General features: G+C 72.5%; 17 protein-coding genes. 13 read left to right on the plus strand and 4 right to left on the minus strand.

From position 1 onward, the window contains the following. The first annotated feature begins 12 nt into the window (after positions 1 to 12). The 10 genes from nuoE to nuoN are packed head-to-tail and all read left to right on the plus strand — an operon-like array spanning position 13 to position 13,034. Positions 13 to 816, plus strand: coding sequence for an NADH-quinone oxidoreductase subunit NuoE (gene nuoE / locus ACVWNX_RS20615; protein WP_454408911.1), 804 nt, complete (start codon positions 13 to 15; stop codon positions 814 to 816). After that, positions 813 to 2,174 carry an NADH-quinone oxidoreductase subunit NuoF gene (gene nuoF / locus ACVWNX_RS20620; RefSeq protein ID WP_454408913.1) on the plus strand — a complete coding sequence of 454 codons (1,362 nt, stop codon included), beginning with the start codon at positions 813 to 815 and terminating at the stop codon, positions 2,172 to 2,174. The genes nuoE and nuoF overlap by 4 nt, the downstream gene beginning before the upstream one ends. Next, the gene (locus ACVWNX_RS20625; RefSeq protein WP_454408915.1) at positions 2,171 to 4,678 is read left to right on the plus strand and encodes an NADH-quinone oxidoreductase subunit G; all 2,508 of its coding nucleotides are present in this window, start codon (positions 2,171 to 2,173) and stop codon (positions 4,676 to 4,678) included. Before nuoF ends, ACVWNX_RS20625 begins: the two co-directional genes overlap by 4 nt. Beyond that, positions 4,675 to 6,069, plus strand: coding sequence for an NADH-quinone oxidoreductase subunit NuoH (gene nuoH / locus ACVWNX_RS20630; RefSeq protein ID WP_454408917.1), 1,395 nt, complete (start codon positions 4,675 to 4,677; stop codon positions 6,067 to 6,069). The genes ACVWNX_RS20625 and nuoH overlap by 4 nt, the downstream gene beginning before the upstream one ends. Next, positions 6,062 to 6,763, plus strand: coding sequence for an NADH-quinone oxidoreductase subunit NuoI (gene nuoI, locus ACVWNX_RS20635; RefSeq protein WP_454408919.1), 702 nt, complete (start codon positions 6,062 to 6,064; stop codon positions 6,761 to 6,763). The genes nuoH and nuoI overlap by 8 nt, the downstream gene beginning before the upstream one ends. Further along, positions 6,760 to 7,572 (plus strand): NADH-quinone oxidoreductase subunit J, encoded by an 813-nt coding sequence (locus ACVWNX_RS20640; protein WP_454408921.1) that lies wholly within the window; start codon positions 6,760 to 6,762, stop codon positions 7,570 to 7,572. Before nuoI ends, ACVWNX_RS20640 begins: the two co-directional genes overlap by 4 nt. After that, positions 7,569 to 7,868 (plus strand): NADH-quinone oxidoreductase subunit NuoK, encoded by a 300-nt coding sequence (gene nuoK, locus ACVWNX_RS20645; protein WP_454408922.1) that lies wholly within the window; start codon positions 7,569 to 7,571, stop codon positions 7,866 to 7,868. Before ACVWNX_RS20640 ends, nuoK begins: the two co-directional genes overlap by 4 nt. Positions 7,869 to 7,882: 14 nt before the next feature. Beyond that, entirely contained in the window at positions 7,883 to 9,781 is a 1,899-nt protein-coding gene (nuoL, locus tag ACVWNX_RS20650; protein ID WP_454408923.1) for an NADH-quinone oxidoreductase subunit L, read from the plus strand. Positions 9,782 to 9,786: 5 nt separating this feature from the next. Then, complete coding sequence (locus ACVWNX_RS20655; protein WP_454408924.1) at positions 9,787 to 11,388, plus strand: NADH-quinone oxidoreductase subunit M; 1,602 nt, start codon at positions 9,787 to 9,789, stop codon at positions 11,386 to 11,388. Further along, a complete protein-coding gene (nuoN, locus tag ACVWNX_RS20660; protein ID WP_454408926.1) occupies positions 11,385 to 13,034 on the plus strand; it encodes an NADH-quinone oxidoreductase subunit NuoN in 1,650 nt (549 codons plus the stop codon). The genes ACVWNX_RS20655 and nuoN overlap by 4 nt, the downstream gene beginning before the upstream one ends. Positions 13,035 to 13,152: 118 nt before the next feature. Here the strand turns inward: nuoN and ACVWNX_RS20665 are convergent, their stop codons facing one another. From ACVWNX_RS20665 to ACVWNX_RS20675, 3 genes are all read right to left on the minus strand, one after another. After that, positions 13,153 to 13,911 (minus strand): SDR family NAD(P)-dependent oxidoreductase, encoded by a 759-nt coding sequence (locus ACVWNX_RS20665; RefSeq protein ID WP_454408927.1) that lies wholly within the window; start codon positions 13,909 to 13,911, stop codon positions 13,153 to 13,155. After that, the gene (locus ACVWNX_RS20670) at positions 13,908 to 15,296 is read right to left on the minus strand and encodes an MFS transporter (RefSeq protein WP_454408928.1); all 1,389 of its coding nucleotides are present in this window, start codon (positions 15,294 to 15,296) and stop codon (positions 13,908 to 13,910) included. Before ACVWNX_RS20670 ends, ACVWNX_RS20665 begins: the two co-directional genes overlap by 4 nt. 234 nt (positions 15,297 to 15,530) lie before the next feature. Beyond that, on the minus strand, positions 15,531 to 16,115 hold the full coding sequence (locus ACVWNX_RS20675; protein ID WP_454408930.1) for a TetR/AcrR family transcriptional regulator: 585 nt from the start codon (positions 16,113 to 16,115) through the stop codon (positions 15,531 to 15,533). A 251-nt stretch (positions 16,116 to 16,366) separates the two neighbouring features. On the opposite strand from ACVWNX_RS20675, the gene recQ reads away from it, so the two are divergent. Next, positions 16,367 to 18,553 carry a DNA helicase RecQ gene (gene recQ / locus ACVWNX_RS20680; RefSeq protein WP_454414862.1) on the plus strand — a complete coding sequence of 729 codons (2,187 nt, stop codon included), beginning with the start codon at positions 16,367 to 16,369 and terminating at the stop codon, positions 18,551 to 18,553. Between the two features lie 51 nt (positions 18,554 to 18,604). On the opposite strand, the gene fahA is transcribed toward recQ, so the two are convergent. Further along, positions 18,605 to 19,963 (minus strand): fumarylacetoacetase, encoded by a 1,359-nt coding sequence (gene fahA, locus ACVWNX_RS20685; protein ID WP_454408931.1) that lies wholly within the window; start codon positions 19,961 to 19,963, stop codon positions 18,605 to 18,607. Positions 19,964 to 20,355: 392 nt separating this feature from the next. On the opposite strand from fahA, the gene ACVWNX_RS20690 reads away from it, so the two are divergent. Then, on the plus strand, positions 20,356 to 21,258 hold the full coding sequence (locus ACVWNX_RS20690) for an HAD family hydrolase (protein WP_454408933.1): 903 nt from the start codon (positions 20,356 to 20,358) through the stop codon (positions 21,256 to 21,258). A 398-nt stretch (positions 21,259 to 21,656) separates the two neighbouring features. Further along, positions 21,657 to 22,667 carry a polyprenyl synthetase family protein gene (locus ACVWNX_RS20695; protein ID WP_454408935.1) on the plus strand — a complete coding sequence of 337 codons (1,011 nt, stop codon included), beginning with the start codon at positions 21,657 to 21,659 and terminating at the stop codon, positions 22,665 to 22,667. The last annotated feature ends 38 nt before the right edge of the window (positions 22,668 to 22,705 follow it).

Genomic DNA, 22,705 nt, shown 5'->3' on the forward strand with positions numbered 1-22,705 from the left:
GTGAGCCTGGGGATGCCCCAGCTGCCCGCCCCCGACTACCCGGCCGAGGTCCGCGCCCGGCTGGAGGCGGACGCGGCCGAGCTGATCGGGCGCTACCCCGACTCCCGCTCCGCGCTGCTGCCGCTGCTCCACCTCGTCCAGGCCGAGGACGGCCACGTCACCCGTACCGGGGTGCGCTTCTGCGCCGAGGTCCTCGACCTCACCACCGCCGAGGTCACCGCCGTCGCCACCTTCTACTCCATGTACCGGCGCAAGCCCGGCGGCGAGTACCAGGTCGGCGTCTGCACCAACACCCTCTGCGCCGTCATGGGCGGCGACGCCATCTTCGACACCCTGAAGCGTCACCTCGGCGTGGAGAACGGCGAGACCACCGACGACGGCAAGGTCACCCTCGAACACATCGAGTGCAACGCGGCCTGCGACTTCGCCCCCGTCGTCATGGTGAACTGGGAGTTCTTCGACAACCAGACCCCCGAGTCCGCCCTGCGCCTCGTCGACGACCTGCGCGCGGGCGCCACCGTCGAACCCACCCGGGGCGCCCCGCTCTGCTCCTTCAAGGAGACCTCCCGGATCCTCGCCGGATTCCCCGACGAGCGCCCCGGAGCCGTCGACGCCACCGGTGGCGCCGGACCCGCCTCCCTCATCGGACTGCGGCTGGCCAAGGGCGAACCCACCGCCCGGGTGGTCGCCCCGCGCGCCTCCCGGACCACCGGCGCCCCCGGCCCCGGACAGCCCACCACGCACCACGCACCACAGGACGCACCGTCATCCGACCCGTCGCACCCGGCGGGACCGGTCACCGAGGAGGGGGAGTGATGACCTTGGCGCCGGAGATCAGCCACAGCAACCCGGAGAAACTGCTGTCACCGGTCCTGTCGGCCTTCTGGGACGAGGAGAAGTCCTGGTCGCTGGACGTCTACCGCAGGCACGACGGCTACGAGGGACTGCGCCGGGCCCTCGCCATGACCCCCGACGAGGTCATCGCCTACGTCAAGGACTCCGGTCTGCGCGGACGCGGCGGCGCGGGCTTCCCCACCGGGATGAAATGGCAGTTCATCCCGCAGGGCGACGGCAAGCCCCACTACCTCGTCGTCAACGCCGACGAGTCCGAACCGGGCACCTGCAAGGACATCCCGCTCCTCTTCGCCAACCCCCACTCCCTCATCGAGGGCATCGTCATCGCCTGCTACGCGATCCGCTCGCAGCACGCCTTCATCTATCTGCGCGGCGAGGTCGTCCCCGTGCTGCGCAGACTGCACGAAGCGGTCCGCGAGGCGTACGACGCGGGCTACCTCGGCAAGGACGTCCTCGGCAGCGGCCTGGACCTCGACATCGTCGTCCACGCCGGCGCCGGCGCGTACATCTGCGGCGAGGAGACCGCGCTGCTGGACTCGCTGGAAGGACGCCGCGGCCAACCGCGACTGCGACCCCCCTTCCCCGCCGTGGCGGGCCTCTACGCCTGCCCCACTGTGGTGAACAACGTCGAGTCCATCGCCTCGGTTCCCGCGATCCTCAACCGGGGCAAGGAATGGTTCCGCTCGCTCGGCAGCGAGAAGTCCCCCGGCTTCACCCTGTACTCGCTCAGCGGCCACGTCGCCGGACCCGGCCAGTACGAGGCGCCCCTCGGGATCACCCTGCGCCAACTGCTCGACATGAGCGGCGGGATGCGCCCCGGACACCGCCTCAAGTTCTGGACCCCCGGCGGCTCCTCCACCCCGATCCTCACCGACGAGCACCTGGACGTCCCCCTCGACTACGAGGGCGTCGGCGCCGCCGGGTCCATGCTCGGCACCAAGGCCCTCCAGTGCTTCGACGAGACCACCTGCGTGGTGCGCGCCGTGACCCGCTGGACCGAGTTCTACGCCCATGAGTCCTGCGGCAAGTGCACCCCCTGCCGGGAGGGCACCTACTGGCTGGTCCAGCTGCTGCGCGACATCGAGGCGGGCCACGGCGTGATGAGCGACCTCGACAAGCTGAACGACATCGCCGACAACATCAACGGCAAGTCGTTCTGCGCCCTCGGCGACGGAGCCGCGTCGCCGATCTTCTCGTCGCTCCAGCACTTCCGCGCCGAGTACGAGGAGCACATCACCGGCCGGGGCTGCCCCTTCGACCCCGCCCGCTCCACCGTCTGGGCCGACCGGCCCGCCGACCCCACGGAGGTGAACGCATGACGGTCACCACGAGCGCTCCCTCCGGGGGCGGCGAAGCCGCGCCGCCCGCGGACCTCGTCAGCCTGACCATCGACGGCGTCGAGATCAGCGTCCCCAAGGGCACCCTCGTCATCCGCGCCGCCGAACTCCTCGGCATCGAGATCCCCCGCTTCTGCGACCACCCCCTCCTCGACCCCGCGGGCGCCTGCCGCCAGTGCATCGTCGAGGTCGAGGGCCAGCGCAAGCCGATGGCGTCCTGCACCATCACCTGCACCGACGGGATGGTCGTCCGCACCCAGCTCACCTCGCCCGTCGCCGAGAAGGCCCAGCGCGGGGTGATGGAGCTGCTGCTCATCAACCACCCGCTGGACTGCCCCGTCTGCGACAAGGGCGGCGAGTGCCCGCTCCAGAACCAGGCCGTCTCGGTCGGCTCCGCGGACAGCCGCTTCGAGGGCCGCAAGCGCACCTACGAGAAGCCCGTCCCCATCTCCACCCAGGTCCTCCTCGACCGGGAACGCTGCGTGCTGTGCGCCCGCTGCACCCGCTTCAGCAACCAGATCGCGGGCGACCCGATGATCGAGCTGGTGGAACGCGGCGCGCTCCAGCAGGTCGGCACCGGCGAGGGCGACCCCTTCTCCTCCTACTTCTCCGGCAACACCATCCAGATCTGCCCGGTCGGCGCGCTCACCTCCGCCGCCTACCGGTTCCGCTCCCGCCCCTTCGACCTGGTGTCCTCGCCGAGCGTCTGCGAGCACTGCTCCGGCGGCTGCGCCACCCGCACCGACCACCGGCGCGGCAAGGTCATGCGGCGGCTCGCCGCCGACGACCCCGAGGTCAACGAGGAGTGGATGTGCGACAAGGGCCGCTTCGGGTTCCGCTACGCGCAGCGGCCCGACCGGCTCACCCACCCGCTGGTCCGTGACCCCGCCACCGGCGAACTGGCCCCCGCCAGCTGGCCCGAGGCCCTGGACGCCGCCGCCCGCGGCCTCGCCGCGGCCCGGGGCCGCACCGGGGTCCTCACCGGCGGCCGGGTCACCGTCGAGGACGCCTACGCGTACGCCAAGTTCGCCCGGGTCGCCCTCGACACCAACGACGTCGACTTCCGCGCCCGCGTCCACAGCGCCGAGGAGGCCGACTTCCTGGCCGCCCGGGTCGCCGGGCGCGGCCGGGACCTCGACGGCACCGGACTCACCTACCGCGCCCTGGAGAAGGCCCCCGCCGTCCTGCTCGTCGGCTTCGAGTCCGAGGAGGAGGCCCCCGGGGTCTTCCTGCGGCTGCGCAAGGCGTGGCGGACCCACGGCCAGCAGGTGTTCGCCGTCGCCACCCACGCCACCCCGGGCCTCACCAAGGCGGGCGGCACCCTGCTGCCCGCCGCCCCCGGCACCGAGGCCGAGTGGCTGGACGCCCTCGCCACCGGCATCGGCCTGGAAGCGGGCGGCACCGGAGCCGCCGAGGCGCTGCGTACCGAGGGCGCCGTCCTCCTCGTCGGCGAACGCCTCGCGGGCGTCAAGGGCGGTCTGACGGCCGCCGTCCGGGCCGCGACCGCCACCGGCGCCCGGCTGGTGTGGATCCCGCGCCGCGCCGGGGAGCGCGGCGCCGTCGAGGCGGGCGCCCTGCCCACCCTGCTGCCGGGCGGCCGCCCGGCCACCGACCCCCGGGCCCGCGACGAGGTCGCCGCCGCCTGGGGACTCGCCGAACTCCCGCACCGCCAGGGCCGGGACACCGGGGAGATCGTGACGGCCGCCGCGGGCGGACTGCTCGGCGCGCTGCTGGTCGGCGGGGTGGAGGTCGCGGACCTCCCGGACCCGGCCCGCGCCCGCGCCGCGCTCGACGAGGCCGCCTTCGTGGTCAGCCTGGAGCTGCGGCCCAGCGAGGTCACCGACCGCGCCGACGTGGTGCTGCCGGTGGCGGCGGTCGCCGAGAAGGCCGGCACCTTCCTCAACTGGGAGGGCCGCGGCCGTCCGTTCGAGGCCGCCCTCAAGCCCGACCAGATGACCCGCCAGGTGGCGCCCACCGACGCCCGCGTCCTGCAGATGCTGGCCGACGCGATGGACGTCCACCTGGGCCTGCCGGACCTGCGCACCCTCCGCGCCGAACTGGACCGCCTCGGCGGCTGGGACGGCCCCCGCGCCGGGGACCCGGACGGCACCGCCGCCGCGCTGCCCCGCCCGGCGGCAGGGGAAGCCGTGCTCGCCGGTCACCGGATGCTGCTCGACCGGGGCCGCCTCCAGGACGGCGACGACGCCCTCGCCGGAACGCGGCACGCCGCCGTCGCCCGGCTCTCGGCGGCCACCGCGGCCGAGGCGGGCGTCACCGACGGCGAGGTCCTCACCGTCACCGGGCCCACCGGCAGCACCGCGCTGCCGCTGGTGGTCACCCGGATGCCCGACCGGGTGGTGTGGCTGCCGCTCAACTCGGCCGGCGGGGGCGTCGCCTCCGACACCGGGGCGCTGCCCGGCGCCCTCGTCCGCATCGGCCCGGCCGTGGCGCCTGGCCCGCAGGAGGTCACGGAGGTGGAGTCATGACGCCTCAGACGTGGACGCCGCTCGCGCTGGAAGACCTGTCCATGTTCGGCCGCGACCCGTGGTGGCTCGTGGTGATCAAGGCGGTGTTCTGCTTCGCCTTCCTGATGGTGACCGTGCTGCTGTCCATCGTGTGGGAGCGCAAGGTCGTCGCCTGGATGCAGCTGCGGATCGGCCCCAACCGGCACGGTCCGTGGGGGATGCTCCAGTCGCTCGCCGACGGCGTCAAGCTGATGCTCAAGGAAGACGTCATCGTCAAGCGCGCCGACAAGGTGGTGTACGTCCTCGCGCCGATCGTCGCCGCCATCCCGGCGTTCATGGCGATCGCGGTGATCCCCTTCGGCCCGGCCGACAACCAGGTTTCCATCTTCGGCCAGCGCACCACGATGCAGCTCACCGACCTGCCGATCGCGATGCTCTACATCCTCGCGGTCGCCTCGGTCGGCATCTACGGCATCGTCCTCGCGGGCTGGAGCTCCGGCTCCACCTACCCGCTGCTGGGCGGACTGCGCTCCTGCGCCCAGATGATCTCCTACGAGATCGCCATGGGCGCCGCGTTCGCCTCGGTGTTCCTCTACTCGGGCTCGATGTCCACGTCCACCATCGTGGAGGCGCAGGCCGACCGCTGGTACGTGGTGCTGCTGCCGGTGTCGTTCCTGCTCTACATCGTCACCATGGTGGGCGAGACCAACCGCGCCCCCTTCGACATGCCGGAGTCCGAGGGCGACCTGGTCGGCGGCTTCAACACCGAGTACTCGTCCATCAAGTTCGCGCTCTTCATGCTCGCCGAGTACGTGAACATGGTGACGGTCTCCGCGGTGTCGGTGACGCTGTTCCTGGGCGGCTGGCGGGCGCCGTACCCGATCAGCACCTTCTGGGAGGGCGCCAACCAGGGCTGGTGGCCGATGCTCTGGTTCGTCCTCAAGGTCCAGGTGCTGCTGTTCTTCTTCATCTGGCTGCGGGGCACGCTGCCCCGGGTCCGCTACGACCAGCTGATGAAGCTCGGCTGGAAGGTCCTCATCCCGGTCTCGGTGGCGTGGCTGATGCTCGTCGCCACCGTGCGGACGCTGCGCAACGAGGACTACGACTTCGCCGAGATCGCGCTCTACGTCGGCGGCGCCGTGATCACCCTGCTGCTGCTCTCGGTGCTGGTGGACATGTTCCGCGACCGGGGCCGGGCGAAGGCCGCCGCCGAGGAGGCCGCCGTACCGGTCGCGTTCGACCCGATGGCGGGCGGGTTCCCCGTGCCGCCGCTGCCCGGCCAGGAACTCCCCGCGGTGCCGCGCAGGCGTCCGCGCCGGGAGCGGGAGCTGGTTGTCAGTGGTGGATCGGACACTGTGAGTGACGGACCCGTGGGCGGGACCACCGACGGAAAGGAGGGGTCCGATGGCTGAGCGACCCCAGGAGCCGGACGGCACCCAGGCGGCCGGGCAGGGGTTCCAGAACCCCGTGGCGGGCTTCGGCGTGACCTTCAAGGCCATGTTCAAGAAGCGGCTGACCGAGCAGTACCCGGAGCAGCCCAAGACCACGGCCCCCCGTTTCCACGGCCGCCACCAGCTCAACCGCCACCCGGACGGGCTGGAGAAGTGCGTCGGCTGCGAGCTGTGCGCCTGGGCCTGCCCCGCCGACGCCATCTACGTGGAGGGCGCCGACAACACCGACGAGGAGCGCTACTCGCCGGGCGAGCGGTACGGCCGCGTCTACCAGATCAACTACGCCCGCTGCATCCTCTGCGGGCTCTGCATCGAGGCGTGCCCCACCCGGGCGCTGACGATGACGAACGAGTTCGAACTGGCCGACAGCAGCCGCGAGAACCTCATCTACACCAAGGAACAGCTCCTCGCCGGTCTGGAGGAGGGCATGGTCGAGAGCCCGCACACGATCTTCCCGGGCACCGACGAACAGGACTACTACAAGGGCCTGGTCACGCACGCGGCCCCGGGCACGGTCCGTCAGACGGCCGTCTCCCAGGGCGAGAAGCCGGAGGACGACGCGGCCTCGTCGTCCCCGGCGGGCGGGAACGGGGTGCCGGAGCCGTCGGCACCGCGCTCCGGAGCGGCGGCGCGGGCCGAAGGGAGCCAGTCGTGAGCCAGCTCGCCGCCGTCACGTCGACGGGCGAGGCGGTCCAGTTCTGGGTGCTCGGAACGGTCGCCGTCATCGGCGCGCTGTGCACGATCCTGATGCGCAAGGCGGTGCACAGCGCCCTCTGTCTCGCCGGGACCATGATCGTCCTGGCGGTGTTCTACCTCGCCAACGGGGCGTACTTCCTCGGCATCGTCCAGGTCGTCGTCTACACCGGCGCGATCATGATGCTGTTCCTCTTCGTGGTCATGCTCGTCGGCGTGACCGCGGCGGACTCCCTGAAGGAGACCATCAAGGGACAGCGCTGGCTGGCCGCCCTGTGCGGCCTCGGCTTCGGCATCCTGCTCGTCGCGGGCATCGGCAACGCCGCCCTCACCGAGTCCCAGGGCCTGGCCCGCGCCAACGCCGGGGGCAACGTGGAGGGGCTCGCCGCCCTCATCTTCACCAAGTACGTCTTCGCCTTCGAGATCACCGGCGCCCTGCTGATCACGGCGACCGTCGGCGCCATGGTGCTCACCCACCGGGAGCGCACCGAGCGCGCGAAGACCCAGCGCGAGCTGGCCGAACAGCGGGTGCGCGAGGGCAAGCACCTCCCGCCGCTGCCCGCCCCGGGCGTCTACGCCCGGCACAACGCCGTCGACATCGCCGGTCTCCTCCCGGACGGCACCCCGTCCGAGCTGACCGTCAACCAGACGCTGCGCGCGCGGGGCCAGATCCGTGACGTGTCCCGGGAGGCGCTCGACGACCTGCGGGCCATCGAACGCCGCTCCGAGGACCGACTGGAGCGGAACCGGCCCGAGGAGGCGGCCAAGTGAACCCGGTCAACTACGTCTACCTGGCGGCCCTGCTCTTCACCATCGGGGCCACCGGCGTGCTGATCCGGCGCAACATGATCGTGGTGTTCATGTGCGTCGAGCTGATGCTCAACGCCTGCAACCTCGCGCTCGTCGCCTTCTCCCGGATGCACGGCAACCTCGACGGCCAGATCATCGCCTTCTTCACGATGGTCGTCGCCGCCGCCGAGGTCGTGGTCGGGCTGGCGATCATCGTGTCGCTGTTCCGTTCCCGGCATTCGGCCTCGGTCGACGACGCCAGCCTGATGAAGCTGTAAGGGGACCCCGGACCATGGAGAACCTGATCGCGCTGCTGGTCGCGGCGCCCCTGCTCGGAGCGGCGGTGCTGCTCTGCGGCGGCCGTCGGCTGGACCGTACCGGCCATCTGCTCGGCACCGCCCTCGCGGGCGGGTCGTTCGTGATCGGCGCGGTGCTCTTCGCCGGTCTGCTCGGCCGGGACGCCGACGACCGCACGCTGCACCAGCACCTCTTCAGCTGGATCCCCGTCGAGGGCTTCCAGGCGGACATCGCCTTCCAGCTCGACCAGCTGTCGATGACCTTCGTCCTGCTGATCACCGGGGTGGGCACGCTGATCCACCTCTACTCGATCGGCTACATGGAGCACGACGAGCGGCGCCGCCGCTTCTTCGGCTACCTCAACCTGTTCCTCGCGGCGATGCTCCTGCTGGTGCTCGCCGACAACTACCTGCTGCTGTACTTCGGCTGGGAGGGCGTGGGCCTCGCCTCCTACCTCCTGATCGGCTTCTGGCAGCACAAGCCCAGCGCGGCCACCGCCGCCAAGAAGGCGTTCCTGGTCAACCGGGTCGGTGACATCGGGCTGTCCATCGCGATCATGCTGATGTTCACCACCTTCGGGACCTTCGCCTTCGGCCCGGTCCTCGGCGCGGTCGGCGAGACCTCCGAGGGCACGCTCACCGCGATCGGCCTGATGCTGCTGCTCGCCGCCTGCGGCAAGTCCGCCCAGGTGCCGCTGCAGTCCTGGCTGGGCGACGCGATGGAGGGCCCGACCCCGGTCTCCGCGCTGATCCACGCGGCGACCATGGTCACCGCGGGCGTCTATCTGATCGTCCGCTCCGGCGCGGTCTTCAACGCCGCCCCGGACGCCCAGCTGGTCGTGGCGATCGTCGGCACGGTCACCCTGCTCTTCGGTGCGATCGTCGGTTGCGCCAAGGACGACATCAAGAAGGCCCTCGCCGGTTCCACGATGTCGCAGATCGGCTACATGGTGCTGGCCGCCGGACTCGGCCCGCTGGGCTACGTCTTCGCGATCATGCACCTGGTGACGCACGGCTTCTTCAAGGCCGGACTGTTCCTCGGCGCCGGTTCCGTGATGCACGGGATGAACGACGAGGTCGACATGCGCAAGTACGGCGGCCTGCGGAAGTACATGCCGGTCACCTTCGTCACCTTCGGCCTCGGCTACCTCGCGATCATCGGCTTCCCCGGACTGTCCGGCTTCTTCTCCAAGGACAAGATCATCGAGGCGGCGTTCGCCAAGGGCGGCGTCGAGGGCTGGATCTTCGGCTCGGCGGCCCTGCTGGGCGCGGTCATCACCGCGTTCTACATGACCCGCGTGATGCTGATGACCTTCTTCGGCGAGAAGCGCTGGCAGCCCGACGCGGACGGCAACCCGCCGCACCCCCACGAGTCCCCCAGGTCCATGACGATCCCCATGATCATCCTGGCCTTCGGCTCGGTCTTCGCGGGCGCCCTGTTCAGCGTCGGCGACCGCTTCCAGCACTGGCTGGAGCCCGTCACCGGGGCCACCGAGCACGGCCACCCGCCGATCAGCGCCCTGACGGTCACCGTCGCCACGGTGGTCGCGCTGGTCCTCGGCGCGGGCGTCGCCTACCTGATGTACGGCCGCAGGCCCGTGCCGGTGGTCGCCCCGCGCGGCTCCCTGCTCACCCGCGCCGCCCGCCGCGACCTCCTCCAGGACGACTTCAACCACGTGGTCCTGGTGCGCGGCGGCGAGCACCTCACGCGCTCCCTGGTCTACGTCGACCACACCCTGGTCGACGGGGTGGTCAACGGGACGGCGGCCTCGTTCGGCGGGCTGTCCGGACGGCTGCGCAGGCTCCAGAACGGTTACGCGCGCTCGTACGCGGTCTCGATGTTCGGCGGCGCGGCCGTCCTCATCGCCGCGACCCTGCTCATGAGGGCGGTCTGATAGCGATGTCCTTTCCCCTGCTCACCGCGGTGGCGGCGGTCCCGGCGATCGGCGCGATCGCCACCGCCGCGGTCCCCGCCGCCCGTCGCACCGCCGCCAAATGGCTCGCGCTGCTGGTCTCCCTGGTCACCCTGGCCCTCGCGGTCGTGGTCGCGGTCCGCTTCGACCCCGGCGGCGACCGCTACCAGCTCACCGAATCCCACTCCTGGATCAGCGACTTCGGGGTGCGCTACGAACTCGGGGTGGACGGCATCGCCGTCGTCCTGATCGGGCTCACCGCGCTGCTGATCCCGTTCATCATCCTGGCGGGCTGGCACGACGCCGACCCTTCCCCAAGCTCTTCGAGCAGGGGATACCCCAATGACCGCGTCGACTCCCGCTGGCGCCCCACCCAGGGCTTCTTCGCCCTGATCCTCGCCGTAGAGGCGATGGTGATCCTCTCCTTCGAGGCCACCGACGTCTTCCTCTTCTACGTCTTCTTCGAAGCCATGCTCATCCCGATGTACTTCCTCATCGGCGGCTTCGGGGACCGCGCCCACGAGGGCGGCGACAAGGCGGCGGCCACCCAGCGGTCGTACGCCGCGGTCAAGTTCCTGCTCTACAACCTGGTCGGCGGGCTGGTCATGCTCGCCGCGGTGATCGGCCTCTACGTGGTCGCCGGGAGCTTCTCGCTCCAGGAGATCGCCGCGGCCCGCGCCAGCGGTTCGCTGGAGATGGCGACCACCACCGAACGGCTGCTGTTCCTCGGCTTCTTCTTCGCCTTCGCGGTGAAGGCGCCGCTGTGGCCGCTGCACACCTGGCTGCCCAACGCGATGGGCGAGTCCACCGCTCCGGTCGCGGTGCTGATCACGGCGGTCGTCGACAAGGTCGGCACCTTCGCGATGCTCCGCTTCTGCCTCGGCCTCTTCCCCGAGGCGTCCGAGTGGGCGACCCCGGTGGTGCTGGTGCTGGCCCTGGTCAGCATCGTCTACGGGGCGCTGCTCGCGGTCGGCCAGCGCGACATCAAGCGCCTGGTGGCGTACGCGTCGATCTCCCACTTCGGGTTCATCGTGCTCGGCATCTTCGCGATGACCTCGCAGGGGCAGAGCGGCGCCACCCTCTACATGGTCAACCACGGGATCTCGACGGCGGCCCTGATGCTCGTCGCCGGGTTCCTGATCTCCCGGCGCGGCTCCCGGCTCATCGCCGACTACGGAGGCGTCCAGAAGGTGGCCCCGGTCCTCGCCGGGACCTTCCTGATCGGCGGGCTCGCCACCCTCTCCCTGCCGGGGCTCGCGCCGTTCGTCAGCGAGTTCCTGGTGCTGGTCGGCACCTTCGCCCGCTACCCGGTCGCCGGGATCGTGGCCACCCTCGGCATCGTCCTCGCCGCGCTGTACGTCCTCGTCCTCTACCAGCGGACGATGACCGGCCCGGTGAAGCCCGAGGTCGCCACCATGCCCGACCTGAAGGTCCGCGAGCTGGTGGTGATCACCCCGCTGATCGCGCTGCTGATCTTCCTGGGCGTCTTCCCGAAGCCGCTCACGGACATCGTCAACCCGGCGGTCCAGCACACCATGTCCGACGTCCAGAAGAAGGACCCCGAGCCCGAGGTGGAGGCGGCCAAGTGAGCGCATCAGCCGTCCACAGCCTGTGGACAACAGCGGCCGATCCCCTCAACAAGATCGACGCGCCCAACATCGAGTACGGACAGCTCTCGCCCGTCCTCATCATCATCGTCGCGGCGGTGCTCGGCATCCTGGTGGAGGCCGCCGTCCCGCGCAGAGCCCGGTACCACACCCAGCTCTTCCTGTCGGTGGTGGCGCTGGCCTCCGCCTTCGCCGCGGTCGTGGCCCTCGCCGCCAGCGGGTACGCCACCACCAAGGCGGGCATCGCCGCCATGGGCGCCATCGCCGTCGACGGACCCGCCCTGTTCCTCCAGGGCGTCATCCTGCTGACCGGCATCGTCGCCGTCTTCACCTTCGCCGAACGGCGCCTCGACCCGGCGGCCCACGGCAACCGCGTCGACTCCTTCGCCGCGCAGGGCGCGGCCGTCCCCGGCAGCGACGGCGAGAAGGCCGCCGTCCGGGCCGGGTTCACCACCACCGAGGTGTTCCCGCTCGCCCTCTTCGCCATCGCGGGCATGCTCGTCTTCCCCGCCGCGAACGACCTCCTGACGCTGTTCATCGCCCTGGAGGTCTTCTCCCTGCCGCTGTACCTGCTGTGCGCGCTGGCCCGCCGCAAGCGGCTCATCTCCCAGGAAGCGGCCGTCAAGTACTTCCTGCTCGGCGCCTTCGCCTCCGCGTTCACCCTCTTCGGCATCGCCCTGCTGTACGGGTACGCGGGCTCGGTGTCGTACGCCACGATCGCCCGGGTCGTCGACGGCACGGTCGGCGAGCTGACCCCCGTCCTCGCCCAGACCACCGGCAACGACGCGCTGCTCCTGGTCGGCGCGGCGCTGCTGGTGATGGGCCTGCTGTTCAAGGTCGGCGCGGTGCCGTTCCACATGTGGACGCCCGACGTCTACCAGGGCGCCCCGACGCCCGTCACCGGCTTCATGGCCGCCGCCACCAAGGTCGCCGCGTTCGGCGCGCTGCTGCGCGTGCTGTACGTGGTGCTGCCGGGGCTGCGGTGGGACTGGCGGCCGGTGATGTGGGGCGTCGCCGTCCTCACCATGCTGGCGGGCGCGATCATCGCCATCACCCAGACCGATGTGAAGCGGCTGCTGGCGTACTCGTCCATCGCCCACGCCGGATTCATCCTCGCGGGTGTCATCGCGGCCTCCCCGGAGGGGATCTCCTCGGTCCTGTTCTACCTGGGCGCCTACTCCTTCGTGACCGTCGGCGCCTTCGCCGTGGTCACCCTGGTGCGGGACGCGGGCGGCGAGGCCACCCACCTGTCCAAGTGGGCCGGGCTCGGACGGCGTTCGCCGCTGGTCGCGGCGGTCTTCGCGGTCTTCCTGCTGGCGTTCGCGGGCATCCCGCTGACCTCCGGCTTCGCCGGGAAGTTCGCCGTGTTCAAGGCCGCCGCCGAGGGCGGCGCGGGCGCGCTCGTCGTGGTCGGCGTGCTGTCCTCGGCGATCGCCGCGTTCTTCTACATCCGGGTGATCGTGCTGATGTTCTTCAGCGAGCCCCACCCGGAGGGCCCCACGGTGGCGGTCCCCTCGGTGCTGACCTCCTCGGCCATCGCCGTCGGCGTCGCGGTCACCCTGGTGCTGGGCGTCGCGCCGCAGTACTTCCTCAGCCTCGCCGGACAGGCGGGGGTGTTCGTGCGCTGACCCGCCGGGGCCGCCCGGCCCCGCACCGACAGGAACACCGACGGCCCGCCCCCCGGCGGGCCGTCGGTGCGTCCGGTGCGGTGCGGTGCGGTCCGGAGCCGGGCGGGGTCCGACGGGGTCAGGCCGAGGCGCCGCTGTCGATGACCAGTTCGGCGCCCACCACCGAACCCGCCGCCGGGGAGGCGAGGTACAGCACCGCCGCCGCCACCTCCGACGCCTCCGCGACCCGGCCGAGCGGGGTCTCCGTCCGCATCCGCTCGGCGCGGTCCGCCGTGGTCTCGCCGGGCAGCAGCGACATCGGGGCGTCGACGGCGCCGGGGCTGACCGCGACGACGCGCACCCCCTCGTGGACGTGGTCGAGCGCGGCGGCCCGGGTGAGCGCCGACACCGCGGCCTTCGAGGTGATGTACGCGGCGGCGTTCGGGATCCGCCGGTGGGCGCCCAGGTTCGAGGAGACGTTGACGATGGTGCCGCCGCCGTTCTCCCTCATGTGCGCGATCTGGTGCTTCATGGCCAGCCAGACACCGGTGACGTTGGTCCGCAGCACCGCGTCCCAGTCCTCCTCGCTCACCTCCGCGACGGGTCCGGTGCCCCGGAGTATCCCGGCGTTGTTGACCGCGACGTCCAGACCGCCGAAGCGGGCGACGGTCTCCCGCACCAGGTTCCGCAGCCGGTCGGAGTCGGTGACGTCGACGGTGACGGCGGCGGCCGTGCCACCGGCCGCCTCGATCAGGGCGACCGTCCCGTCCAGGGGCGCGGCGGTGCGTCCCGCGACGACCACGGACGCGCCCTCCGCCGCGAAGGCGAGCGCGACGGCGCGGCCGATGCCGGAGCCCGCGCCGGTGACGAGGACGGTCTTGCCGGGGAAACGGTTCATCGTGGTGACTCCTCGGAGGTGGTGGACGATCGGACACGGTGGTTCAGCAGGGCGACGGCGGCCAGCGCGGCCCCCGTCGCGGCCAGGGCGGCGGCGTCGTCGCCGAGCGCGAGCAGCACCGCGAGCAGCACGGTCGGGCCGAACTCCATCGCGGTGTTCAGCACCCCGCCCGCCAGTCCGCCGTCCTGGCGCGGCACGCCCTCGGTGGCGAGCACGGCGGCCCCCGCGAAGCAGGCCCCCGCCCCGGCCGGGAGCAGGACCAGCCCGGGGAGCAGCCCGTAGCCGTAGGGGACGTGGACGTCGGTCCCGGTGAGCGCGAGGAGGACGAGCCCGACCGCGCCGGTGCCCAGCCCGGCGGCGGTGACGGTCCGGGCCCCGTACCGGTCGACGAGCGGTCCGGCCGCGCGGCCCGCGACGAGCAGGGCGACGGCGAACGGGACGAACGCCGCCGAGGTGCGCAGCGGTGACCAGTCGCGCGTCTGCTGGAGGTGGAGCGAGAGGACCAGGAAGGTCATCGAGGTGGCGCAGGCGCTCAGCGCGACCGCCGCGAGCGCGGTGCCCCGTTGCCGGTCGAGCAGGAAGCGGGGCGGCAGCAGCGGGTCCCGGGCGCGGCGCTCGACGTGCCGGAACGCGACCAGGAGCGCGGTCCCGCCGAGCAGCGGAACGAGCACGCCGCCGGACGACCAGGGCAGGGAGTGGGTGGCGACGAGCCCGTAGCTGGTGGCGGTGATCCCCGTGGTGGCGAGCAGCGCGCCCGGGAGGTCGAGGCCCCTGTCCCGGCCGGGGGCGGGGCCGGGCGGCAACCGGGGTGCGAGGGCGAGGGCCGCCACCGCCACCACCAGCGGCACCGCGAAGGTCCACCGCCAGGACACCAGGGTGACGATGACCCCCGAGAGCAGGTTGCCGGCGGTCGCGCCGAGCACCGAGAGCCCGCCCCAGACGGCCATGGCCCCCCGGTACGCGGCGGTGGAGGGGAAGAGGGCGCGCAGCACGGCCATGGCGGCCGGGGCGGCCAGGGCGGCTCCCGCGCCTTGCGCGAAGCGTGCCGCGAGCAGGTTCCCCAGGCCGGGCGCGAGCAGGGCGGCGGCCGAGGAGACGCCGAAGAGGGCCAGCCCCGCGATGAGGACCGGCCGCCCGCCGTGGCGGTCGGCGAGACGTCCGCCGAAGAGCAGCAGTCCGGCGAAGGACAGTCCGTAGGCGGCGTTGAGCAGGATCACGTCGGCGTGCCGCAGACCGAGCTCGCGCTCGATGAGGGGCAGCGGTACGGCGATCGAGGTGAACGTGAGGATCAGCGTGGTCTGGACGCCGCCGAGCAGGACGAAGGCGTGGCGCTGTCGGCGGGTGGTGCGGTGGGCGGTGCGGTGGGCGGCACAGGGGGCGGTCATGTCCTGCCCTCCGTCTAATCTTGACCGATCGGTCCAGTATTTGGCCATGGGTGTGGGGCCTCTGGGGCTGTGATGGGCGGTGTGGCTAGGGCGGGTGTGGTGTCTGAGGCGGGTGGGGTGGGTGTGGTGGCTGAAGCGGGCGCGGCGGCCGGGGTGGAGTGGCGCGGGCGGCGCGCTGGTCGGAGGGAAGGGGCGCGGGGCGGGGTGGCGGTGTGGCGCGACGGTGGGCGTGCCTCAGTCCAGCAGGGTCAGCGCCTGCTCGGCCGCGTCCCGTACCCGGGCGGGGTTCTCCGACGCCTTGCCGACGATCCGCAGGCCCTGGAGCATCACGAAGAGCATGCGGGCCAGGGCGCGCGGATCGCGGTCCCCGGGCAGCTCGCCCTGGGCCTGGGCCCGTACCAGCGCGGAGTGCAGCGGGGTCTCGACGTGCTCCCAGCTCAGTTCGACCCGGTGGGCCGCCGCCGGGTCGTGGGGGGCCAGCTCGGCCGCGGTGTTGGTGACGAAGCAGCCGTTCAGCCGCGCCTCGGGCGAGGCGGCCTCCGCGGCGAAGCGCCGCACCAGCGCCCGGACCGCCGGGAGCGCGGGTCCCGGCTGGGACAGCTCGGCGAGGATCGGCGGGTCGCGCAGTTCGGCGTACCGGTCCAGTGCCTTCAGATACAGCTCGCGCTTGCTGCCGAAGGTCGCGTAGACGCTGGCGCGGCCGATGCCCAGGTGTTCGACGAGGTCCGCCATCGACGTCGCCTCGTAGCCGCGCCGCCAGAACAGTTCCAGGGCGGCTTGGAGGGCGGCGTCCGGATCGAATTCCTTGGTCCTGGCCATGAGGTGACCATAGGGCTATCGGGAACGATCGGTCAATTATCGTGGGACGGCCGCCGACCGTCGGTCGGCCGCCGGTGGACGCGGGGCCGCACCGGGGGCCGGGTTGTGGATAACTCGTCACGCTGTCGGCGGGTGCGCCTATCGTGGGGTGCGTGGTCGAGGTGGACGAGACGTACAAGGCCGACAAGGCCGACGGGGCTGGCAAGGCCGACAAGGCTGACGGGGATCGGGTGACCGGGGTGACGGAGACGGTGGAGGCGACGGAGACCGGGGGCGCGGACGCGGCCGGGCACGGTGACGGCCGCGCGCTGGAGACGCTGCGGAGGGTGTTCGGGTACGAGGCGTTCCGTGGCGACCAGGAAGCGGTCATCGGACATGTGATCGCCGGTGGGGACGCCGTGGTGCTGATGCCCACCGGCGGCGGCAAGTCGCTCTGCTACCAGGTGCCCGCGCTGGTCAGAGCGGGTACCGGGGTGGTGGTCTCGCCGCTGATCGCCCTGATGCAGGACCAGGTGGACGCGCTGCGCGCGCTCGGCGTCCGGGCCGGTTTCATCAACTCCACCCAGGACTTCGACGAGCGCCGGGTGGTCGAGGCCCAGTTCCTCGCGGGCGAGCTGGACCTGCTGTACCTCGCCCCCGAACGGCTCCGGCTGGACTCCAGCCTCGATCTGCTGGCCCGGGGGAAGGTCTCGGTCTTCGCGATCGACGAGGCGCACTGCGTCGCCCAGTGGGGCCACGACTTCCGCCCCGACTACCTCGCGCTCTCCGTCCTCGGCGAGCGCTGGCCGGACGTCCCGCGCGTCGCGCTCACCGCGACGGCGACCGCCGCCACCCACCGGGAGATCACCGAGCGGCTCGGGATGCCCGGGGCCCGCCACTTCGAGGCCAGCTTCGACCGCCCGAACATCCAGTACCGGATCGTGCCCAAGGCCGAGCAGCGCAAGCAGCTGCTGGCGTTCCTGCGGGAGGAGCACCAGGGCGACGCGGGCATCGTGTACTGCCTGTCGCGCTCCTCGGTGGAGAAGACGGCGGAGTTCCTGGTGCGCAACGGGATCGCGGCCGTCCCGTACCACGCCGGTCTCGACGCCCGGGTCCGCGCCGAGCACCAGTCCCGGTTCCTGCGCGAGGACGGTCTGGTGGTCGTCGCGACGATCGCCTTCGGCATGGGCATCGACAAGCCCGACGTCCGGTTCGTCGCCCACTTGGACCTCCCGAAGTCCGTCGAGGGCTACTACCAGGAGACCGGTCGCGCGGGCCGGGACGGACAGCCGTCCACGGCCTGGATGGCGTACGGGCTCAACGACGTGGTGCAGCAGCGCCGCATGATCCAGTCCGGTGAGGGCGACGAGGCGTTCCGCCGCCGGTCCACCGCCCATCTGGACGCGATGCTGGCGCTGTGCGAGACCGTGGAGTGCCGCCGGGCGCGGCTGCTGCGGTACTTCGGCCAGGAGCCCGACCGGGAGGCGTGCGGCAACTGCGACACCTGCCAGTCCCCGCCGGAGACCTGGGACGGCACGGTCGCCGCGCAGAAGGTGCTCTCCACGATCGTCCGGCTGGACCGCGAGCGGCGGCAGAAGTTCGGGGCCGTCCACCTGGTCGACATCCTGCTGGGCCGCAGGACCGCCAAGGTCATCCAGTTCGACCACGACCAGCTGTCGGTGTTCGGGATCGGCGAAGAGCTGACCGAGGCCGAGTGGCGGGGCGTGATGCGGCAGCTGCTGGCCATGGAGCTGATCGGGGTGGAGGGCGAGTACAGCACCCTGGTGCTCACCGGGGACAGCGGCGCGGTGCTGCGGGGCGAACGGAAGGTACCGCTGCGCAAGGAGCCCAAGCGGCCCACCACCCGCACCAGGACGGCGCCCAAGGGCGAGCGCGGGGCGAAGGCCCCCGTGGACCTGCCCGCCGCCCTGCTGCCGGTCTTCGAGGCGCTGCGCGCCTGGCGGGCCGAGCAGGCCCGGGAACAGGGCGTGCCCGCGTACGTCGTCTTCCACGACGCCACCCTGCGGGAGATCGCCATGGCCGCGCCGACGTCCGTCGCGGAGCTGGGCGGCATCAGCGGGGTGGGCGAGAAGAAGCTGGCGACCTACGGGGAGGGCGTCCTCGCCGCCCTGGCGGCGGCCGGCGGCTCCCCGGACGCGTCGTCCCCGGTGTCCCCGGTGCTCCCCTCGCCCTCAGCCGATCCGTCCGGGGACGCCACCGGTCCGTCGGGGCCCGGCGTCAGCGCGGGTGCTGGTGCCGGTGCGGGTGCCGCCTCGGGGACGGGTGAGGCCCCGGAGTCCGTCAGCGCGCCGTCGCGGTCGTCCGCGCCGTCGCGGTCGGCGCCGTCACCCCGCCCGGCCGGGACGTCCCAGACGTCCCGCTCGCCCCAGCCGTCCTCCGCCGTGGACGACGACGGGTTCGACTGGGGCGCCGAGCCCGACGACGACCTCGGCTGGTGACCGGCCCGGGCCCGTCCCGCCCGGCGTGGCGGACGGGCCCCGGGGCGGTGCTCAGCCGTCGCCGACGATCCGGCCGCGGACCTCGCCGAGGCCGATCCGGACGCCGTCCGGGCCGGGGGCCCAGGCGGTGAGGACGACCTCGTCCTTGTCGTGGAGGAAGGCGCGCGGGCCGTCCGGGAGGTCGAGGGCGTCCCGTCCGTTCCAGGTGAGTTCGAGCAGGGAGCCGCGCTGGTCGGCGCGGGGCCCGCTGACGGTGCCGGAGCCGTAGAGGTCGCCGGTGCGCAGCGAGGCGCCGTTCACGGTGAGATGGGCGAGCTGCTGGGCGGCGGTCCAGTACATGGTGGCGAACGGCGGCTCCGAGACCGTCCGGCCGTTGATCGCGACGCTGATGCGCAGGTCGTAGCCGCCGGGGCCGCCGGACGCGTCGGGGGAGCCGGGGGAGTCGTCCAGGTAGGGCAGCAGGGGGTGGGTGCGCGGCGGTGGTGCGGTGCGGGCGCCGTCCAGGGCGTCGAGCGGGGTGATCCAGGCGGAGACCGAGGTGGCGAAGGACTTGCCGAGGAACGGACCCAGCGGTACGTACTCCCACGCCTGGAGGTCCCGCGCCGACCAGTCGTTGAGCAGACAGAGCCCGAAGACGTGCTCCCGGAAGTCGGCCAGGGCGACCGGGGTGCCCTGCCGGGACGGGACGCCCACGACGAACCCGACCTCCGCCTCGATGTCGAGCTTCACCGAGGGCCCGAACACCGGGGCGGGGTCCTGGGGGCCCTTGCGCTGCCCCCGGGGCCGGACGACGTCGGTGCCGGAGACCACCACGGTGCCCGAACGGCCGTGGTAACCGATCGGCAGGTGCTTCCAGTTGGGGGTCAGCGAGTCCTCGGCGTCCGGCCGGAAGATCCGGCCCACGTTCCGCGCGTGGTGCTCGGAGGAGTAGAAGTCGACGTAGTCCGCGACCTCGAACGGGAGGTGGAGCGTCACCTCGGAGAGCGGACGCAGCAGCGGCCGGACGGTCTCCCGGTGCTCGGGCGCGGTCAGCCATCCGGTCAGCGCGGCCCGCACCTCGCTCCAGACGCCCCGGCCCGCCGCCAGCAGCGGGTTGAGCGTGGGACGGGCGAGCAGTTCCGCGTGGGGGGAGCCGAACGCGGCGGCCGCCGCCCCCGCGTCCAGGACGTGGTCGCCGAGCCGGACGCCCACCCGGCGGCCGTCCGCCGCGCCGTCCGCGCCGCCAGTGCCGCCGGTGCTGTCCGTGCCGTCGGAGGCACCGGAGCCGCCGGGTCCACCGGAGCCGTGCGGGCCGTTCGGGGAGAAGACGCCGTACGGAAGGTTGTGCGGGCCGAAGGGGTCGCCCCCGGTGAGGTCGAAGGGGTCGCCCTGGGGACGGTCGAGCGGGTCGCGCTCGTGCTGGTCGGGCATCGCTGCTGCCTCACTTCCCGTGTGGTTGGGGCACACGTTACGTGGGAGCCGGGGGCATGGGTCAGTGACGGGAGACCACGTCTTCCCCGCCCGGACGGGCGGCCGGAGGCGTGACCGGACCCGCCGGTTCCGCGACGGGGCCCGGGACGCGTAACGGCGACCGCCCCCCACCGGTCACGGCCCCGCTCCGAACCCGCCGCCCCGGTCGCACAGACGGGCGCTTCGGGGCCCCGGTGCGCAGGGGTGTTCGGGGCCGTGGGGGAGGTCGGCCGGGAGTGGACGGAGAACGGGTCTGATGTGCCGTCAGGCCCCATTACCGTACGGAGCCCGCTCCCGTCATCTCCGGCCCGCCGTGCGCCCGTTGGACGCGCCGCGTCCGTATTCTCGGGGTCATGCCCGCACCTGCTTTCACCCTCATCGCCACCGACCTCGACGGCACCCTGCTGCGCACGGACGATTCCCTCGCGCCGCGCACCGCCGCGGCCCTGTCCCTCGCCGTCGCCGCGGGCGCGACGCACATCGTGGCCACCGGCAGGCCCGTTCCGCAGGTCGTCCCGGTGCTGCGCGGGCTGGGCCACCGGGGGTTCGCGGTGTGCGGCCAGGGCGCCCAGCTGTACGACGCCGGAACCGGCCGGATCGTGTGGTCGGTGACCCTGGACCGGGAGATCGCGGAGGTCGCGCTCGGCAAGGTCGAGGCGGAGGTGGGGTCCGTCTACGCGGCGGTCAACCAGGACGGCGTCGACGGGCTGATGCTGATGGAACCGGGGTTCACGGTCATCCATCCGACGCTGTCGGGGGTGCGGGCGCCGCACCGGGACGCACTGTGGTCCCGGCCGCTGACCAAGGTGCTGATGCACCGCCCCGGGCTGGACGAGGACGAGCTGGCGGCGGCGGCCCGCGCCGTCGTCGGGGACCTGGTCACGGTGACGATGGCGGGCCCCGGCGCGGTGGAGCTCCAGCCGCTCGGCATCACCAAGGCCACCGCCCTGGCGCGGGCCGCCGCGCTGCTGGGCACCGCCCCGGAGGCGACCCTCGTGTTCGGGGACATGCCCAATGACATCCCCATGTTCCTGTGGTCCGGCCACGGGGTCGCCATGGCCAACGCGCACGAGGAGCTGAAGGCCGTCGCGGACGAGATCACCGTCTCCAACGACGACCACGGCGTGGCCGTGGTCCTGGAGCGGCTCTACGGGACCGCGGAGGGACCCCGGCCGGAAATCGTCAGCCAGTCCCGGCCCCGGGCGCGGGCGGCGGCGCACGGTGGTCCCCACCCGGATGTCAATCATTTCGGGTGATGTGTGTTCTTTGCTTCTTTCTGTTTGCTTTGTGCGGTTGACGGTCGGGCGCGGGGTGTGAGCGGGGCGTGAGCCGAGGGCGCCCGGACGTGGACCCCGCGCCCGCGCTCATGCCGTGCGCAGGGATCGGGGCCGGTGGCGGGGGTGCCGGGAGGGGATGGGAACCTTGTCCACGGGTCGGTGTTTCCCCCCTTTCGTCGGACTCCCGCACTCCTTGGTCGAAATCCGATGAGCTGATCAAAAAGGCGGCCTCGTCGATCGCGTCCCGACCGCCTCGGGCGGGCGGGGGCTCACAGTGATCGAAAGGGGACCGGATACGCTGACTTGAGTGAGGGCAGCGACACATCGACAAACCGTGTGTACGACCTAGTGATCGTCAGCAGACAGGAGACCCCCTCGTGACCGTCGTCGGGCCTTTCGGGCTGAGCGTGCGGGACCAGGCTCTCGAAGCCGGTGTCCAGGCCGGATTGGCTGCCGTCGAGGAGGGGCTGCTCAACGCCACCAAGAGCGAGGTGCCCTTCATCACGGAGGCCGCCCAGCACCTGGTCCGCGCGGGCGGCAAGCGGTTCCGTCCGCTGCTGGCGCTGCTGGCGGCCCAGTTCGGCGACCCGGACGCCCCGGGGATCGTCCCCGCCGCCGTCGTCGTCGAGCTGACGCACCTGGCGACGCTGTACCACGACGACGTGATGGACGAGGCGGAGGTCCGGCGCGGGGTGTCCAGCGCCAACAGCCGCTGGGGCAACTCGGTGGCCGTGCTCACCGGCGACTTCCTGTTCGCCCGGGCCTCCCACATCCTCGCCGACCTCGGGCCGGAAGCGGTCCGGGTGCAGGCCGAGGCGTTCGAGCGGCTGGTCACCGGACAGATCCTGGAGACCGCGGGCCCCCGCGACGGCCGGGACCCGGTGGACCACTACCTCGATGTGATCGGCGGCAAGACCGGCTCCCTGATCGCCGTCGCCGGGCGCTTCGGCGCGATGATGTCGGGCGCCGACGACACCGTCGTGGACGTGCTGACCCAGTACGGGGAGCGGCTCGGCATCGCCTTCCAGCTCGCCGACGACGTCCTGGACGTGGCCTCCGACTCCCACGAGTCCGGCAAGACCCCGGGCACCGACCTGCGCGAGGGCATCCCCACCCTGCCGGTGCTGCGGCTGCGGGAGCGCGCCCAGCGGCTCGGCGACCCGGCGGACGTCGCCCTGTGCGCACTGCTGGACTCCGACCTCACCGACGACGCCCGGCACCGCGAGGCGCTGACCCTGCTGCGCGCCCACCCCGCGCTGGAGCAGGCCCGCCGGGACACCGTGCGGTACGCGCAGGACGCGCGGGCCACCCTCGCCCCGCTGCCCGAGTGCGACGCCAAGTCCGCGCTCGTGGAGCTGTGCGACGCCGTGGTGCACCGCGCGGGCTGACCTCCGCCGCGCACCCCGTACCCCGCGAGTACCCCGTA

This window comes from Streptomyces sp. JNUCC 64, assembly GCF_054484115.1.